This is a genomic window from Streptomyces sp. NBC_00237 (assembly GCF_026342435.1).
GTDB lineage: Bacteria > Actinomycetota > Actinomycetes > Streptomycetales > Streptomycetaceae > Streptomyces.
Genome location: NZ_JAPEMT010000001.1, coordinates 2,692,762 through 2,708,617, shown reverse-complemented (window position 1 = coordinate 2,708,617; position 15,856 = coordinate 2,692,762). Strand labels below are relative to the sequence as shown.

At 72.4% G+C, this 15,856-nt stretch carries 14 protein-coding genes; 6 read left to right on the top strand and 8 right to left on the bottom strand.

Annotated features, from left to right (window positions below; genetic code table 11):
• Nucleotides 1–88 precede the first annotated feature (88 nt).
• Entirely contained in the window at nt 89–1,804 is a 1,716-nt protein-coding gene (ctaD, locus tag OG897_RS11980) for a cytochrome c oxidase subunit I (RefSeq protein ID WP_266655580.1), read from the top strand.
• Here the strand turns inward: ctaD and OG897_RS11975 are convergent.
• From OG897_RS11975 to OG897_RS11955, 5 genes are all read right to left on the bottom strand, one after another.
• Nucleotides 1,749–2,723 carry a YafY family protein gene (locus OG897_RS11975; RefSeq protein ID WP_266655578.1) on the bottom strand — a complete coding sequence of 325 codons (975 nt, stop codon included), beginning with the start codon at nt 2,721–2,723 and terminating at the stop codon, nt 1,749–1,751. The two genes, ctaD and OG897_RS11975, sit on opposite strands and share 56 nt — an antisense overlap.
• Before the next feature lie 54 nt (nt 2,724–2,777).
• Nucleotides 2,778–3,689, bottom strand: a complete 912-nt coding sequence (locus OG897_RS11970; protein ID WP_266655576.1) for a transferase — start codon at nt 3,687–3,689, stop codon at nt 2,778–2,780.
• Complete coding sequence (locus OG897_RS11965; protein ID WP_266655574.1) at nt 3,686–4,957, bottom strand: glycosyltransferase family 4 protein; 1,272 nt, start codon at nt 4,955–4,957, stop codon at nt 3,686–3,688. Before OG897_RS11965 ends, OG897_RS11970 begins: the two co-directional genes overlap by 4 nt.
• A 130-nt stretch (nt 4,958–5,087) precedes the next feature.
• Nucleotides 5,088–6,407 carry an ABC transporter substrate-binding protein gene (locus tag OG897_RS11960; protein ID WP_266655572.1) on the bottom strand — a complete coding sequence of 440 codons (1,320 nt, stop codon included), beginning with the start codon at nt 6,405–6,407 and terminating at the stop codon, nt 5,088–5,090.
• Complete coding sequence (locus tag OG897_RS11955; protein WP_266655570.1) at nt 6,385–6,954, bottom strand: hypothetical protein; 570 nt, start codon at nt 6,952–6,954, stop codon at nt 6,385–6,387. Before OG897_RS11955 ends, OG897_RS11960 begins: the two co-directional genes overlap by 23 nt.
• Before the next feature lie 45 nt (nt 6,955–6,999).
• Here OG897_RS11955 and OG897_RS11950 point away from each other — a divergent pair, with 45 nt between their 5' ends.
• From OG897_RS11950 to OG897_RS11940, 3 genes are read left to right on the top strand one after another with little or no spacing between them, the layout of a single operon-like run.
• Nucleotides 7,000–7,497, top strand: a complete 498-nt coding sequence (locus tag OG897_RS11950) for a hypothetical protein (RefSeq protein WP_266655568.1) — start codon at nt 7,000–7,002, stop codon at nt 7,495–7,497.
• 6 nt (nt 7,498–7,503) lie between these two features.
• Nucleotides 7,504–10,386: an ATP-binding cassette domain-containing protein gene (locus OG897_RS11945; protein ID WP_266655565.1), complete on the top strand. Its 2,883-nt coding sequence runs from the start codon at nt 7,504–7,506 to the stop codon at nt 10,384–10,386.
• On the top strand, nt 10,383–11,144 hold the full coding sequence (locus OG897_RS11940; RefSeq protein WP_266655563.1) for an ABC transporter ATP-binding protein: 762 nt from the start codon (nt 10,383–10,385) through the stop codon (nt 11,142–11,144). The genes OG897_RS11945 and OG897_RS11940 overlap by 4 nt, the downstream gene beginning before the upstream one ends.
• On the opposite strand, the gene OG897_RS11935 is transcribed toward OG897_RS11940, so the two are convergent.
• Together OG897_RS11935 and OG897_RS11930 are read right to left on the bottom strand one after the other, a co-directional pair.
• Nucleotides 11,041–11,688, bottom strand: a complete 648-nt coding sequence (locus OG897_RS11935) for a transglycosylase family protein (RefSeq protein ID WP_266655561.1) — start codon at nt 11,686–11,688, stop codon at nt 11,041–11,043. The two genes, OG897_RS11940 and OG897_RS11935, sit on opposite strands and share 104 nt — an antisense overlap.
• Nucleotides 11,689–11,816: 128 nt before the next feature.
• The gene (locus OG897_RS11930; RefSeq protein ID WP_266655559.1) at nt 11,817–12,464 is read right to left on the bottom strand and encodes a transglycosylase family protein; all 648 of its coding nucleotides are present in this window, start codon (nt 12,462–12,464) and stop codon (nt 11,817–11,819) included.
• 497 nt (nt 12,465–12,961) lie between these two features.
• Between OG897_RS11930 and OG897_RS11925 the strand changes: the two genes are divergently transcribed.
• Nucleotides 12,962–13,744 (top strand): hypothetical protein, encoded by a 783-nt coding sequence (locus tag OG897_RS11925; protein WP_266655557.1) that lies wholly within the window; start codon nt 12,962–12,964, stop codon nt 13,742–13,744.
• A gap of 118 nt (nt 13,745–13,862) precedes the next feature.
• Nucleotides 13,863–14,273, top strand: a complete 411-nt coding sequence (locus OG897_RS11920; protein ID WP_266655555.1) for a hypothetical protein — start codon at nt 13,863–13,865, stop codon at nt 14,271–14,273.
• Nucleotides 14,274–14,293: 20 nt separating this feature from the next.
• Here OG897_RS11920 and der read toward each other — a convergent pair whose 3' ends face one another.
• Entirely contained in the window at nt 14,294–15,784 is a 1,491-nt protein-coding gene (der, locus tag OG897_RS11915; RefSeq protein WP_266655553.1) for a ribosome biogenesis GTPase Der, read from the bottom strand.
• Nucleotides 15,785–15,856 lie beyond the last annotated feature (72 nt).

Sequence of the window (15,856 nt, the reverse complement as noted above, 5' to 3'; positions counted from 1 at the left end):
CGATCGCGTACGCCCCCTGTCGGATCCGGGCCCCGCGCGCGCATCATGAGTCGGGTGGGGCCCGGTCCGCGGACGGCGAGGGGGCACGATGGGTACGGAGACCGTGGAAGCGCCTGCCGCTCCACCTGCACGGGACCGGCGACCGGGGCGGGTGGTCGTGGACTGGCTGACCACCACCGACCACAAGAAGATCGGGCACCTCTACCTGATCACGTCGTTCGGCTTCTTCCTGGTCGCCGGTGTCATGGCCCTGCTGATGCGGGCCGAGCTGGCCAGGCCCGGCATGCAGCTCATGTCCAACGAGCAGTACAACCAGGCGTTCACGCTGCACGGCACGATCATGCTGCTGCTGTTCGCGACGCCGACCTTCGCGGGATTCGCCAACGCGATCATGCCGCTCCAGATCGGGTCGCCCGACGTGGCGTTCCCCCGGCTGAACATGTTCTCGTACTGGCTGTTCCTCTTCGGCGGGCTGATCGTGCTCGGGTCGCTGCTGGCGACGAACGGCCCGGCGGACTTCGGCTGGACCTCCTACACCCCGCTCAGCCGACTGGAGCGCTCGCCGAACATCGGGGCGGACCTGTGGATCCTGGGGCTCGCCCTGTCCGGCTTCGGCACGATCCTCGGCGCGGTGAACTTCCTGACCACCATCATCGGGATGCGCGCCCCGGGCATGACGATGTTCCGGATGCCGATCTTCACCTGGAACGTGCTGTTCACGTCGATCCTGATCCTGGTCGCGTTCCCCGTGCTCGCGGCGGCACTGCTGGTGCTGGAGTCGGACCGGCGGTTCGGCTCGACGGTCTTCGCCGCGGAGAACGGCGGAACGCTGCTCTGGCAGCACCTCTTCTGGTTCTTCGGCCACCCGGAGGTCTACATCATCGCGCTGCCGTTCTTCGGCATCGTCACGGAGATCATCCCGGTCTTCTCCCGCAAGCCGATCTTCGGTTATGTGATGCTCATCGGCGCGACGATGGCCATCACCGGCCTTTCGCTGGTGGTGTGGGCGCACCACATGTTCGCCACGGGTGCGGTGCTGCTGCCGTTCTTCTCGTTCATGTCGTTCCTGATCGCGGTACCGACCGGGGTGAAGTTCTTCAACTGGACGGGGACGATGCTCAAGGGCTCCCTGTCCTTCGAAACGCCGATGCTGTGGTCCGTCGGCTTCCTGGTGACCTTCCTGTTCGGCGGTCTCACCGGAGTGCTGCTGGCCTCGCCGCCGATGGACTTCCACGTCACGGACACGTACTTCGTCGTGGCGCACTTCCATTACGTGGTGTTCGGCACGGTGGTGTTCGCGATGTTCGCCGGGTTCTACTTCTGGTGGCCGAAGTTCACCGGAAAGATGCTGGACGAGCGGCTGGGCAAGGTCCACTTCTGGACCCTGTTCGTCGGCTTCCACACCACCTTCCTGGTGCAGCACTGGCTGGGCGCGGAGGGAATGCCACGCCGGTACGCGGACTATCTCGACGCCGACGGGTTCACCGCGCTCAACATGATCTCCACCGGCGGGGCGTTCCTGCTCGGACTCTCGACACTGCCGTTCCTGTACAACATCTGGAAGACCGCCAAGTACGGGGTGAAGACCGACCGGAACGACCCCTGGGGCTACGGGCGTTCCCTGGAGTGGGCGACGTCCTGTCCGCCGCCCCGGCACAACTTCGTCACGCTGCCCAAGATCCGCTCGGAGTCCCCCGCGTTCGACCTGCACCACCCGGAGATCGCCGCGCTCCAGCAGGAGTCGCAGGTCACTCCGGCACCGCTCGATCCAGAGCGCGCCCGAGGAGATCACGGGCCGCAGTGATCCGTGCGGTCAGTTCCACCGGCTCGACCACCTCGAACTCCATCCCCATCAGGAGGACGTGGATCACCAGGACGTCCATGCTGTGCGCCCCGGTGCGCAGCAGACATGCGTCCGGGCCTTCGGCCTCCAGCACGCCGTCGTCGGGGCCGACGACCTCGCGTGCCGTCTCGACGGGAACGAGCAGGCGCAGCACGGCGGTCGCCGCGTACGCGGAGGTGGAGATGCCCTTCGAGACGTACGCGGCGAGGTCGTCGGCCGGGGCCTCGCGGGGCGCGAAGCGGGGTCCGTGCGGTGGCTTCGGGGTGATCCGGTCGGCCCGGAACGTACGCCAGTCGGCGCGGTCGACGTCCCAGGCGACGAGGTACCAGCGGCGCTCGGTGCACACCAGGCGGTGCGGCTCGACGGTGCGCCGGGTGGTGTTGCCGGAGTGGTCGCGGTACGCGAAGCGCAGTCGCTCGAAGTCCCGGCATGCGGTGGCGAGTTCGGTGAGGACGGCGGGCTCGACCGAGGCGGAGCTGCGGCCGTGCAGCAGGGGGACGGTGAAGGCGTTCAGCGCGCCGACACGGCGGCGCAGCCGGTCCGGGAGGACCTGCTCCAGCTTGGCCAGGGCGCGTACGGAGCTCTCGCCGATGCCCTCGACCCCCTGACCGGCCGAGGTGCGCAGGCCGACCGCGACGGCGACGGCCTCGTCGTCGTCGAGGAGCAGGGGCGGCAGCTGGGCGCCGACGCCCAGCTGGTAGCCGCCGCCGGTGCCGGGGCTGGCGTTCACGGGGTAGCCGAGCTCGCGGAGCCGGTCGACGTCCCGCCGCACGGTGCGCGCGGTGACGCCGAGACGGTCCGCCAGGTCGGGTCCTGTCCATTCGCGGTGGGCCTGGAGCAGCGAGAGCAGACGCAGCAGCCGGGCCGAGGTCTCCAACATGCGGTGGAGTCTGCCAGGCGTCGCGGACAGGTACGGTCCGCGTCTCCTCTTGCCTCACGGTGTGCTGATCTGCACCGCGAGGTCGTTGTCCAGCGTGTAGTACGGGAACGCGACGGTCTTGGGGTCGTCGCCGACCGGCAGCGCCGGGTACGTGAAGACGCGCTGCTTCTCGGCGATGTCGTCCAGCAGCCGCGACACCCGTATCGGCGCGGTGTCCGTGGCCGCGACCAGCCACAGGTCCCAGACCCGGCCGGCCCCGTCGCGCCCCTCGGCCAGCGGCCTGACGGGCAGCGTGCAGACGAAGTCGTGCTCCTGCCCCTCGGCCGGCTCCCGGTGCACCCGCCCCTCCCCGCCGCGCAGCCGCGCCTCGACGGCCGCGCCCGGGCCGAGCTCCGTTCCGTACAGCCGCCCCTTGACGGTGATCGCGGTGCCGTCGTCCGCGAAAACGATGTCACCGGCCTCGGCATGGGGCGCACGCCGCCAACTGCGCACCGCGAGAAGGCCGTCGGAGGTGGCGTACGGGATGCGTACGGCGATGGCCTCCGTGCGCGGGTCGGGGGTGCGGTCCACGAGGGCGCGCAGGTCCCGCAGGCCCGGCAGCACCGTCAGGTGCGCGCCCGCGCCGTGCACCCGGGTCTCCCAGCGCCCCTCGGGCAAGTCGACGGTGCTCGGCAGCACGGCGCGCAGGCGGCCCTGTCCGACAGGCGTCAGCGGCAGCCGTACGTCGTCGCTCCTGGACCCGCCGGTGCGGCGCAGCACCAGCGCGGCGTCGGGCGCGCCGGAGGCCGCCACGTCGAAGGTGAGGCCCCCCGCCGAGTCCGCCGTGCAGTCGGCGCACGGGGCTCCGGGGGCAGGAGCGGAGGAGGGTGCTGCGGCGGGTGCGGGGACGGAGGCGGCGGCACCCGTGGAGGAGGCCGTCGCGTCCGTCGCCGCCGTCGCGGACCGGGAGGAGGGTGAGCTGCTCATGCGGTACGCCCTTTCCGGAGCGTGGAGAGGACCTTGCGGCGCAGGGTGAAGGCTTCGTCGACGAGCACTCCCGGTGCCCGGTGCAGGGCGTCCCGCAGCGCACTGCGGGAGCGGGAGCTGGAGCCCTGGGCAACGAGTTCGGCGTACAGCACGGCGTGCCGCTCGGCGATCTCGGCGGGGTCGAAGCGCGCCGTGTCGGCGAGGGCGGCACGGCCCATGCGGTGGCGCAGACCGTCGTCCTGGATGAGGTCCAGGAGAGCGCGGGCGACCGCGTTCGCGTCGCCCACCGGGACCAGGCGACCGTCGACGCCGTCGCGGATGATCTCGCGAGGACCGTGCGGGCAGTCCGTGGAGACGACGGGCAGTCCGCAGCGCATCGCCTCGACGATGGTCATCCCGAACGCTTCGAGGTCGGAGGTGACGGCGGCGATGGAGCCCTTGGGCCACTCCGCCTCCAGGGGGTTGGCGACACCCATCAGGAACACGTGGTTGTGCAGGCGCAGTTCGTGCACCAGGGCGCGCAGTTTCGGGGCGCCGTCGCCGCCGCCGTAGATGCGCAGCCGCCAGTCCGGGCGGGCGGCGACGACCTGGGCGAAGGCGCGCACCAGGAGGTCGTACCGCTTGCCGGGGGTGAGCCGTCCGGCGGCGATCACCCACTTGCCGCTTCCGTCGGAGGGCGGCAGCCGTGCGGCCGGGACGCTGTTGGCCATGGCCTCGATGCGTACGCCGGGGAGCTTCAGCCGTTCCCGGTACGACAGGGCGTCGGCCTGCGTGACGGTGGTGACGGCGTCCAGGAGGGCGTACCGGTAGCGCAGTTCGCGGCGCAGCCGGAACCGGTGGCTGTCCAGGGTGAGATGCTCCTGACCGACCCGTACGGTGTCGTGGCGGGCCTGCCGGGCGAGGTGCACGTTGAGCCCGGGCCGGGTGCCGACGACGACGTCGGTCTTCAACTCGCTCAGGTGCGCGCCGATCCGCCGGTCGGTGAGGCGGCTGTACTGGTGGTGGCGGCTGTCACCGGCGGGGAAGACCACGGCCGGGCGCTGGTGGTCGGGGTGGTCGCCGTCGTAGTGCGGGCTCTTCTCGCGCAGGTCCACGAGGTGTTCCAGGCGCACTCCGGCGGGGGCGCTCAGGGACGGCTCGTCGCGGTGCCTGAACACGGAGGTGATCTCCACGTCGTGCTGCTCGGCCAGCGTCTGGGCGAGGTTGAACGTCGTGCGGATGGTGCCTCCGACGGCGTACGCGTTGTGGAGCAGGAATGAGATGTGCATGCGTCCGCGCGTCTCCCCGGTCTGCGGCGGATCGCTCGCGGTGTCCGCCGTGATGCCTTCCGCAAGGGACTGTACTGGTCCCTCCCCCGCCACGGGCGGGGCTGAGCGTTTTGGTGCACATCGGTAAGTTTCAAGGTTTGTACGGCAGTTGGGGCACGGTGAAACAGTTGCGGCTCATGTCTCTCTGGGTCACCCAGCCGGTGCCGTCCCGCCAGCGCGCCACCGAGACACAGGTGTGCCGCTCGGCGGGCGGCACGGTCGTGGGGGCGTACCGGACGGGGAGCAGCAGTCCGCGCGCCGTGTACGGCTCCTCACGGTCGAGGTAGCGCTCCACGCACGCGCGCGTGAGGGCGCCGGACGGGCAGGAGGAGGCCGCGTCGGTGAACCACATGGCGGCGGCCCACCCTTCGAGCTGCCACTGCGACAGGGCGTCGGGATTCCGCCCGTTCCTCGTGAGGCTGTTCTGCAGGGCGGTGCGGAATTCGCGCACCTGGGGGTCGTCCTTGTCGTCGTAGTTGCGGCTGCCGCCGGTCACCCACAGGGCGTTGCGGCAGCGTGGTGCGTCCGCGTAGTCGGCGGGGACGGTCGAGGACCAGTTCTGGACGTTGGTCACCTTCGCGGTGACGCTCGCGCCGACGGCGTCCATCGCCTTGCACAGCTGGGCGTTGCCGTGGGTGTCGAGGGCGTCCAGGACGAGGTCGGCGCCGCGCTCCTTCAGGTCGGCGGCGACGGCACGGAAGTTGGGCAGGGCGAAGTCGACCTGCTCCTCGACGACGGTGTAGCCCTCCTCGCGCAGCCCCTGGGCGGTGAGGCGGGCGTACGCGGCGGAGGACGCCTGGTTGTAGGACACGACGGCGGCGGTGCTCGCGCCGTGCTCGCGCTTGAAGTACCGGTAGGTCTCGGTGCCGCCGTACAGAGTGCCGTCCCAGCCCGGTTTGCCGCCCTTCCTCGGCGCGAGGCTGCCGTAAATCCCGTACAGGTGGGGGTACGTCTCGTACGCGTTGCCCAGGGGCTGGCCGCCGATGTCGGGAGCACCGGCGGCGGAGACCAGGGAGGCACCCGCGTAGTCGAGCGCCGTCGTGGCGACGAGCGCGAACACCTTCTTCTCGTCGAGGAGTTCGTGCACGCACGCGGTGTTGCCGATGCCGCTGCCACCGTCGTCGCAGGTCTCCACCTGAACGCGGCGGCCGCCGATGCCGCCGCGCGTGTTCAGCACGTCGAAGTAGGCGCGGGCGCCGTCCCCGGGGCCGGTGAAGGCGTCGCCGCCGATCGGGCTGGTGGCGCTGACGAGGATCCCGACGCGCAGGGGCGGCGCGTCCGTCGGCGCACCGGCCGTCGGCCGCTCGAAGTCGCTCTCGGGCAGGCGGCTGCCGCAGGCGGCGGCGCACAGCACCAGGAGCGCCGTCAGGGCGGCGTACAGCGGTCGTTCAGCAGCCCGGGGCCGCTGCATTGCCGCTCAGCTTCACCAGGGCGCACAGGGACTTCACGGAGACCTTCCACCGCTGGTCCTGGAGGACCGAGGTGCCTTTGGAGTTCGGCAGCACCGGGGCGCCGTTGAGCAGGAGGTCGTACGTCACCGTCGCCTCGGTGGCCGAGTTGAACCGCACGTCCTTGACGCGGGTCGAGGTCTGGCCGCCGCGCTCGTCGCCCGTGAAGGCCAGAAGCAGGGGTTTCAAGGTCTCACCGTTCTCCAGGAGCTTCACCTTCTGGTCGGTCTTCACCTTGGGGTCGAAGAACGCCTGCCAGTTCTTCGTGACCTCCTTCTTCGCACCCTCGGTCTCGGCGGGGCCGCTCGCGGACGCGGAGTCGGAGGGCTGCGGGTCGATGCCCGTGGACGCCGGGGCCGACGTGCCCGGCGGCGTCTTCTCCGGCTCGCCGCCTTCACCGCACGCGGTTGCGGTGGCCGCCAGCGCGAGCACGGCCGCGGCCGTCCACACCGCCGTCCGGGACTTCCTGCCGATGCGCATCGCGCCCACCACCTTCTGAGTCGGCCCCACACAGGGCATAGTGCAAGGAATCGTCCGTGTTGGACAGGGGGCGCGATGCGCAGAGCACCCTACGTCTGGGCCGCGCTGGCCGCCGTCGCCTGCGGCGTGCTGCTGTGCGTCCTGGGCTGGTACGGGGCCTCGGGCGAACGGTTCACCGCCCGCCAGGTCCCCTACCTCGCCTCGTGCACGGTGCCGGGGGCCGCGCTGATCGTCGCGGGGGCCGTGGCGGCGGCCGTACTGCTGTCCGGAGCAATGCCCGAGGTACGGCAGGAGTACGCCGCACCGGACGCCGAGGCTCCACCCGTCTCCCGGCTCCCGCACGCCGAAGGCCCGTTGACGCACCTCCCCGGCGGGACGCTGGCGCACCGCCAGGACTGCCCGCTGGTGCTCGGCAAACCGGAAGCCGAACCGGCCGCAGGCGTCCGGGACTTGGCCCCCTGCCCGATCTGCGAACCGGACTTCCCCTCACGCGGCCCGGAGCCGGCGGAGCGCCCCGCGCACGGCCCAGAGTCGGCGGAGCGCCCCGCGCACGGCCCGGAGTCGGCGGACTGACTCGCCGTGGCCTCACTGACGTACGAACTCGTCCTGGCCGGTCTGGCGATCGGCAGCGCCGCCGCCCTCTCCGGCATCGGCCTGATCGTCACGCACCGCGCGACGGGCGTGCTGAACCTCGCGCACGGTGCGGTCGCCATGCTCTGCGCGTACGTCCTGCGCCAGTTGGCGGTCGACTGGCACTGGCCGCTCCCCCTCGCCGCCGCCACCACGCTGCTGCTGTTCGCCCCCGCCGTCGGCCTCCTCCTCGACCGCGCCGTCTTCCGCCCGCTCTCCGCCCTCGGTACGGATCCCGCGCGGACCCTGGTGGCGTCCATCGCCGTGTTCGTCCTACTGGTCGGCGGAGCGGCGCTGGTGTGGGGCGAGGGAGCACGCGCCGACGCCCCGGAGGTCTTCGGCGACTCCCCCTGGCCGCCGCTCGCCGCCGTACTGCTCCTCGCCCTGACCGTGGGCGCCGTCACCCGCCGCACCCGCTTCGGGCGCTCGCTGCGCGCCGTGGTGGACAACCGCCCGCTGGCCGTGCTGGGCGGCATCGACGCGAACCGGGTGGCGGCGGCGGGCTGGGCCTTCGGCTCCTTCACCGCGGGCCTGACGGGCGTCCTCCTCGCCCCGTACGTACGCCTGGACCCGTACGGTCTGCCCCTCCTGGTCGTCGAGGTGATCGCCGTCGCGGCCCTGGCCCGGATGCGCAGCCTGCCGGTGGCGATCGGCGCGGCCCTGCTTCTGGGCATCGCCCAGTCCCAGCTGACCCGCCTCCACCCGGAAGGCTGGGCGGGCCCCCTGCTCCAGTCCCTGAGCGCCAACCTCTTCGTGGTGGCCCTGCTGGCTGCGGCACTGCTGTACCCGTCGCCGGGGCCGGGAGTGAATGTTCACTCACCGACGCCCCGCGCGCTGGGGGATGCTCACTCACCGGCACCTCGCACGCTGGTGAGCGCTCACTCACCCCGGCCGCGCCCGGGGGTGAATGTTCACTCACCCGGGCCGCAGGCGAGGGGAAGCGATCACTCTCCCGGGCGCCCCCTGTCCTGGCGCGTCCGCCCCCTCCCCCTCCTGGTCGCGGCCCTGCTCCTCCTCCCGCTCCTGCTCACCGGCAACGAACTGCGAGCGGCCCTCCCCGTGCCCGCCACGGCCGTCGTCCTCCTGTCCCTGGTCGTCGTCAGCGGCCGGAGCGGGCAGATCGCGCTGGGCCAGGCCGCGTACGCGGGCCTCGGCGCACTCTTCACCGCCCTCCTCGCCGACGGCCGCCTCCCCTGGCTCCCGCCTCTCCCCGTGCTCCCCTCCCTCCTCCTCGCCGTGGCACTCACCGCACCCCTCGGCCTCCTCACCGGCTGGCCCGCCATCCGCCGCCACGGCCTCGCGCTGGCCCTCACCACGCTCGCCTTCGGGGTGGCCGTGAGCCGCTTCGTCCTGAACCAGCCGTACGCGACGGCGGGCCTCGGGGTGGCGCGCCCGGCGGCCTTCACTTCCGACCGGGCCTACTACGCGCTGGCGCTGGGCCTCCTCCTGCTCTGCCTCCTCCTGGTCGCCCGACTCCGCGGGGGCCGCTCGGGCAGGGCCCTGGCCGCGCTGCGCGACCACGAGGAGGGTGCGTCGGCGGCGGGCGTGCGCGTCCCGCTCTGGAAGGTCCTCAGCTTCGTCGTCGGGGCCGCCCTGGCGGCCCTGGGCGGAGGTCTGCTCTCGATGTCGGCCCAGGCGTTCACCCCGACGGCCTTCGACCCGGTGCGGGGCCTGCTGTGGTTCGCGGTGGTGATGCTGCTGGGCGCGGACCGCCTGCTGACGGCCTGCACCGGCGCCCTCCTCCTGGTCCTCCTGGACGCAGGCTCCTCCACCAGCCTCGCCGCCATCCTCACAGGCACCCTTCTCCTCCTCCCCGGCCTCCTCGGGCAGCGAAACCGCACACCGAGCCCCCTAAGGCGATACCGCACGCCGAGCCTCCTTGGGCGGCGGGGCCGCCCCCCGGGGGCGAGTGGGGCATCCCCTGCTCGAACGGAGTTGAGAGCTTGGGGAAGGGCGGGCAAGGGGGCGGCCCCCTCGCTGCGGGCCCACCCCGCTGCCGCCCCGCCCAGCCCCGACACCGCACCTCCGTCCAGCGTGGCCCCGCCCCACCCCCGTACCGCCCAAGCCAGCTCCGAGGCCCCGCCCCACCCTCGGACCAACCAAGCCAACTCCGAGGCCCCGCCCCACCCCCGTACCGCTCCCGCCTCCCCCGGAGCCTCCCTCCAAGCCCACCACCTCACCCTCACCTACGGCCCCTTCACCGCCCTCAACACCGTCACCCTCCCCGTCCCCCCAAGCCGCATCACGGCCCTGATCGGCCCCAACGGCGCCGGAAAGTCCACCCTCTTCCACCTCCTCTGCGGCACCCTCCGCCCCACCTCCGGCCGCATCACCCTCAACTCCGTCGACATCACCCGCCACCCCGCCCACACCCGCACCCGCCTCGGCATCGCCCGCACCTTCCAGCAACTCGCCGTCTTCCCCTCCCTCACCGTCGAGGAGAACGTCCTCCTGGGCGCCGAGCAGGGCCACCGCCGCGACCTGCCTCCAGCAGAGGCGACCGAATCCGCCCTCCGCCTCCTCTCCCTCGACGGCTCCGTCCGCCACCACCCCGCCGCGAACCTCCCCACCGGCACCCTCCGCCGGGTCGAACTCGCCCGCGCCCTCGCGGGCCGCCCGCACACCCTCCTCCTCGACGAGCCGGCAGCGGGCCTGGACGCCGCCGAGACCGCCGCACTGGCACGCGTCCTCGCCGCCCTCGCCGCCGACGGCACAGCGATCCTCGTCGTCGAACACGACCTCGACCTCGTCGCGGACATCGCCCACACGGTCCACGTGCTCACAGCCGGCGCCCTCGTCGCCGAACCCACCCCGCAGGAGCCGCCCCCATGACCGTCGAGCTGGCCCTCCACGCCGCCCGCGTCCGCTACGGCCCCCTGGAAGCCCTGCACGGCCTCGACCTGCCCCTCCCCCCGGCCTCCCTGACCGTGCTCCTCGGCCGCAACGGTTCCGGCCGCACCACCGCCCTGCGCGCCCTCGCGGGCACCGTTGCGCTCAGTGCGGGCAGCGTGCGCTGGCGGGGCAAGGACGTCACGCGGCTGCCCGCCCACGCCCGGTCCCGCCGCGGCCTCTGCTACGTACCGGATCTGCGGGCGGTGTACCCGGGCCTGACGGTCGCCGACAACCTCGCCCTCAACACCCCGCCGGGCGCCCCACCGGGAGAATCCACTTCGCCCGGCCCGGAAGAGCTGGAGCCCCTGGAGGCTTACCCGGAACTCCGCCCCCTCCTCCCCCGCCAGGCGGGCACCCTGTCCGGCGGCGAGCAGCGCATGCTCGCACTCTCCCGCGCCCTCGTCGCCCGCGCGCGCGTCGTGCTCGTCGACGAACCCACCCTCGGCATGTCACCACCCGTCGCGGCCCGTACGTACGCGCTCCTGACCGCACTCAGCACGACGGCAGCCGTCGTCCTCGCGGAACAACGGCTGCCGCACCTGCCCTCACCCGGCCCGGTGTTCGTTCACGAACTGGACCGGGGCCGGATCACCTTCACAGGAGAAGCAACGGAGCACTCGCGGGCGGCACGCTCTGCGACCGCACCGCGAGCGCCCTCCCCGCTCCCTCCGGAAGGACCAGCCACGTCCCCGGATTGAGGCGGTCGGGACGCGGGCCGACCATGTCCTTGTTGGCCTGGTAGAGGGCCTTCCAGCCGCCCTTGACCTTGTACTTGGCGGCGATCGACGCCAGCGTGTCGCCCTTCTTCACGATGTGGACGCGCCGGTCGCCCAGCCGGTACTGCCGCGAGCACTGCGGCCACGCCCCCCACCCCTGGGTGGTCAGGACCTTCTCGGCGACCGCGATCTGCTCGGCCCGGGTGGCGAGGTCGGCGCGCGGCGCGTGCGCCAGTCCGCCGTGCTCCTCCCAGGTGGGCTGCTCGAACTGGAGCCCCCCGTAGTAGCCGTTCCCGGTGTTGGTCGCCCAGTCGCCGTCGCTCTCGCACGCGGCGAGGCAACTCCAGGGCCACTGGCTCGCGGCACATCCGTGCGACCCGAACCCCCTTGTGGTGGGAGGTGGTTCGACGACCCCCGCACCGGGGGCTTCGGCAACGGACGCGGCGACCGCTCCGGACAGCGGAGAGAGGGCGAGCAACGCGCCGAGCACGGCACAGGACAGGAGACGGAATCGAGGCTTCAACACCCGCCCCACCCCATCACCGCGAAGCCCACGCGCCCGCGCGGCGCGCAGAGGGGCGTCGGGCCCCACCCGGTCGGGCGACCGGACGGGGCCCTCGCGCCGAGACGCTCACCGGCGGGCGGCGGCAGGGCTCACAGCTTCAGCCGCAGCCCCGGCAGGATGACGTTCGGGTCCGCCCCCACGGCGGCCCGGTTCACCGCGTACAGCTTCCGCCAGCTCACGCCGTGGTCCTGCGCGATGCCGCCCAGGGTGTCTCCGGAGCGCACCACGTAGCCGCGCCCGCTCACCGCGGGGGCCCTCCGCTCGCCCCGGTCGGCCCGCGGAGCCACCCGGTCCTTCTTCGCGGGCTTCGCGGCCTTCGCAGGCTGCACGCTCTTGGCGACGGCCGCCGCGCCCGGTGCCCCGCCCGACGCCCCGGCCCGGCGCGAACAGGCGGGCCAGGCCCCCCAGCCCTGCTTGCGCTGGACCTTGGTGGCGACGGCTATCTGCTCGGACTTGCTGGCCCGGTCGGCGCGCGAGGCGTACGCCCCGCCGCCGTACGCCCGCCAGGTCCCGGCGGTGAACTGAAGCCCGCCGTAGTAGCCGTTGCCGGTGTTGATGTGCCAGTTGCCACCGCTCTCGCACTGGGCGATGCGGTCCCACACTCCGCGGTCGGCCGCGGCGGCCGGCTGGCCGGTGGCGGCGATCAGGGCCAGTGGGGCCACCAGGGCGGCCCCGACGAGCGCTGCGGTCTCACGACGACGACCACCGCGGCGTATCGCACTGGAACATACGGTCATGGAGTCCCTCTCGCAGGACCCGGACTCCCCCGGACGGTACGGTCACGAGCGCGTCCGGCGCTGTGGTCCGTACCGCCCCGCCCCTGCCGGGAAGTTCACGGTCGTACGGTCGGCGGGGGCGCATCCGGGCGGTGCTCGATGCACACGGCGGTGGAATCTATGGACCCGCACGCCCCCAATCAACCGCGCCCTTGTCATTCCAGGCCAGTTGCCCACTACCGCCGGTAACGGCCACTTCCGGACACCCATTTGATCCCCCGATGTCGGGATCTTTCCCCCACGCCCTTGCGTGATCTGTGACTCAGCTCACCGCCCCAACTTCCATGCATTCAGCAGACGTTGACATGGAGTGAAGCCTTCCGCACTCCGGCTCACCCTCCGCGTCGGATGAGTCGATTCCGTTCCCCGTCCGGCGTGACCCTGGCCACAGATCGCCCGTTGTCTTCTTGACGCTCCGGGAACCGCCCGGTGCCAGCACCCAGTTCGAGGAGCCACCCGTGTCGCGCATGCTCGACGTCAGCGACGACGTACGCGCCGAGATCGGCGACGTAGAAGCCGACCGGCTGCTCGCCGGCGAGAACACCCCCGGCAGTTACGACTGCACCTCCTGCCGCACCCCCGGCGACTCGGGGCAGGAGGCCACCTCCACGGTGCTGTTCGTCGGCGAGGAGACGGCCGTCCTCGCCTTCGCCCACGCCACCTGCATCCCCTCCCAGGTCGTCCCGGTCTCCGAGGAGCAGCTCCAGGGCGCCGTCCGGTCCATCACCGCGAGCCAGGACGGCTCCGGCGGCGCCACGGACGGGCTGCCCGAGCAGGCCGTGCTCGGCGTCACCAGCGGTCTCGTCCTCATCGACGGCGAGCTGCGGCCCGCCCTGGTGGTCGAGCCGACCGCCGCCGTCGCCCGCCCCGGCTCGCAGGACGGCGACGAGTTCCTGCCGCTCCTGATCGAGCAGGGCTTCCAGCCGGTCGCCGACCTCAAGTCGGTGCCCGCCGTCCTGCCCGGCTGGTCGGTGCTGCTCGCCGCGGGCCAGCTGCACGCCGTACTCCAGCCCGGTCCGAACGGCAGCAGCCCGGTCGCCTGGTGGCAGGCGCACCGCCCGCTCCAGGTCACCGACGGCTGGCGGGCCGCGGCCAACAAGTCGCAGAAGATCCTGGTGCTGGCCGCCCCGGTCGGCTCCATCGGTCGGCAGCCGCGCGAGGACGTGCTGCGCGGCGCCCTCGACAAGGCGGCGGCGAACGGCCTTCTGGTGGCCGCGACGATGCCTCTCGCGGGCACCTGAGCCCACCCCGGGGCTCCGGCCCCGACGCGGGCGGACGAATACGCTGCGTATCCGAATTCGGGCCGTTCCGTACGCTCCGTACCCGCATCCGACGGGCGGTGGGGTCGTTGGCACGTACGTGCACTCATACGACCCCACTCGCCCGTACCAGAGCCAGATCCCTGCCATGCGGCCCGCGCAGGAGACGCCGCCGCACTCCGCCTTCACGACGCTCACGCCGATCTACGACTCGCTGTACTCGGAGTACCGCCGCTCGTTCCGGGCCCTGCCGGGCGACCGGAGCGGCGAGGAGGACCTCGGCTTCACGGCCTTCGGCGCGGGGATGGGCATGTTCCCCGGTGCGGTCACCGGCCACTACGGCCACGGCGGCTATCAGGGACACCACCAGATCGCACACGTCCCGCAGGCGGCCCAGCCGTCGCACCTGAGCACCTGGCACAACCTGCACACCCAGCACAACCAAGGGCGGCAGCACACCGGGAACCACTTCCCCGCCGCACTGCCGCCCGGCCCCCGCAGGGGCTACTAGCTCGTCACCCCGAAGGGGCGTTACTTGTTACGGCCGCGCTTCTCGCGCACCCGCACCGACAGGTGGATCGGCGTTCCCTCGAAGCCGAACTCCTCGCGCAGGCGGCGCTCCACGAAGCGCCGGTAGCCCGCCTCCAGGAAGCCCGAGGCGAACAGCACGAACCGCGGCGGCTTGGCGCCCGCCTGCGTCCCGAAGAGGATGCGCGGCTGCTTGCCGCCGCGGACGGGGTGCGGGTGGGCGGCCACGAGCTCGCCGAGGAAGGCGTTGAGGCGGCCGGTGGGCACGCGGGTCTCCCAGCCCTCCAGCGACGTCTCGATCGCCGGGACCAGCTTCTCCATGTGGCGGCCGGTCAGGGCGGAGACGTTGACGCGCGGGGCCCAGGCGACCTGGGCCAGCTCGGTCTCGATCTCGCGCTCCAGGTAGTAGCGGCGCTCCTCGTCGAGGGTGTCCCACTTGTTGAACGCGAGCACGATCGCACGACCGGCCTCGACGGCCATCGTGACGATCCGCTGGTCCTGCACGGAGATCGACTCGCTGGAGTCGATCAGGATGACGGCGACCTCGGCCTTCTCCACGGCGGCTGCCGTACGGAGCGAGGCGTAGTAGTCCGCACCTTCCTGCATGTGCACGCGGCGGCGGATACCGGCCGTGTCGATGAACTTCCACGTGACGCCACCGAGCTGGATCAGCTCGTCGACCGGGTCGCGGGTGGTCCCGGCCAGCTCGTTGACGACGACGCGGTCCTCCTTCGCCACCTTGTTCAGCAGCGAGGACTTGCCGACGTTCGGACGGCCGATGAGGGCGATCCGGCGCGGGCCGCCCATCGGGGCGCCGTTGGGGAAGGTCTGCTCGGGGGCGTCCGGCAGGGCCTCCAGGACCGCGTCGAGCATGTCGCCCGTACCTCGGCCGTGCAGGGAGGAGACCGGGTGCGGCTCGCCGAGGCCCAGCGACCACAGGGCGGTGGCGTCGGCCTCGCCGGACAGGCCGTCGACCTTGTTGGCGCACAGCACGACCGGCTTCCCGGCCTTGCGGAGCAGCCGTACGACGGCCTCGTCGGTGTCGGTGGCGCCCACCGTGGAGTCCACCACGAAGACGACCGCGTCGGCTGTCTGGATCGCGTACTCGGCCTGGGCGGCGACCGAGGCGTCGAGCCCCAGCACGTCCTGCTCCCAGCCGCCGGTGTCCATCACCTTGAAGCGACGGCCCGCCCACTCGGCCTCGTAGGAGACGCGGTCGCGGGTGACGCCGGGCTTGTCCTGCACGACGGCCTCGCGGCGGCCGATGATGCGGTTCACCAAGGTCGACTTGCCGACATTGGGGCGGCCGACGACGGCGAGTACGGGGAGCGGTCCGGCGTTCGCCTCGTCGAGGGCGCCCTCGATGTCGGCGAGGTCGAAGCCCTCCTGCGCGGCGAGCTCCATGAACTCCGCGTACTCGGCGTCACCGAGCGCACCGTGGGCGGCGCCCTGCTCGGGTCCGTGCTCGTCGCCGGAGTGGATCTGGTCGTTCATGAAGTCCGTTCCTCATTCATCATCGATGGGCCGCATCCCGCGACCCACTACTCAAGTCTCGCCCACCATCGG

What these genes read in the sequence shown, in the direction of transcription:
- OG897_RS11970 (WP_266655576.1), bottom strand. Translation starts at nt 3,689, where the DNA reads ATGAGCAGCTCACCCTCCTCCCGGTCCGCGACGGCGGCGACGGACGCG.
- OG897_RS11975 (WP_266655578.1), bottom strand. Translation starts at nt 2,723, where the DNA reads ATGTTGGAGACCTCGGCCCGGCTGCTGCGTCTGCTCTCGCTGCTCCAG.
- OG897_RS11950 (WP_266655568.1), top strand. Translation starts at nt 7,000, where the DNA reads ATGCGCAGAGCACCCTACGTCTGGGCCGCGCTGGCCGCCGTCGCCTGC.
- der (WP_266655553.1), bottom strand. Translation starts at nt 15,784, where the DNA reads ATGAACGACCAGATCCACTCCGGCGACGAGCACGGACCCGAGCAGGGC.
- OG897_RS11965 (WP_266655574.1), bottom strand. Translation starts at nt 4,957, where the DNA reads ATGCACATCTCATTCCTGCTCCACAACGCGTACGCCGTCGGAGGCACC.
- ctaD (WP_266655580.1), top strand. Translation starts at nt 89, where the DNA reads ATGGGTACGGAGACCGTGGAAGCGCCTGCCGCTCCACCTGCACGGGAC.
- OG897_RS11930 (WP_266655559.1), bottom strand. Translation starts at nt 12,464, where the DNA reads ATGACCGTATGTTCCAGTGCGATACGCCGCGGTGGTCGTCGTCGTGAG.
- OG897_RS11940 (WP_266655563.1), top strand. Translation starts at nt 10,383, where the DNA reads ATGACCGTCGAGCTGGCCCTCCACGCCGCCCGCGTCCGCTACGGCCCC.
- OG897_RS11960 (WP_266655572.1), bottom strand. Translation starts at nt 6,407, where the DNA reads ATGCAGCGGCCCCGGGCTGCTGAACGACCGCTGTACGCCGCCCTGACG.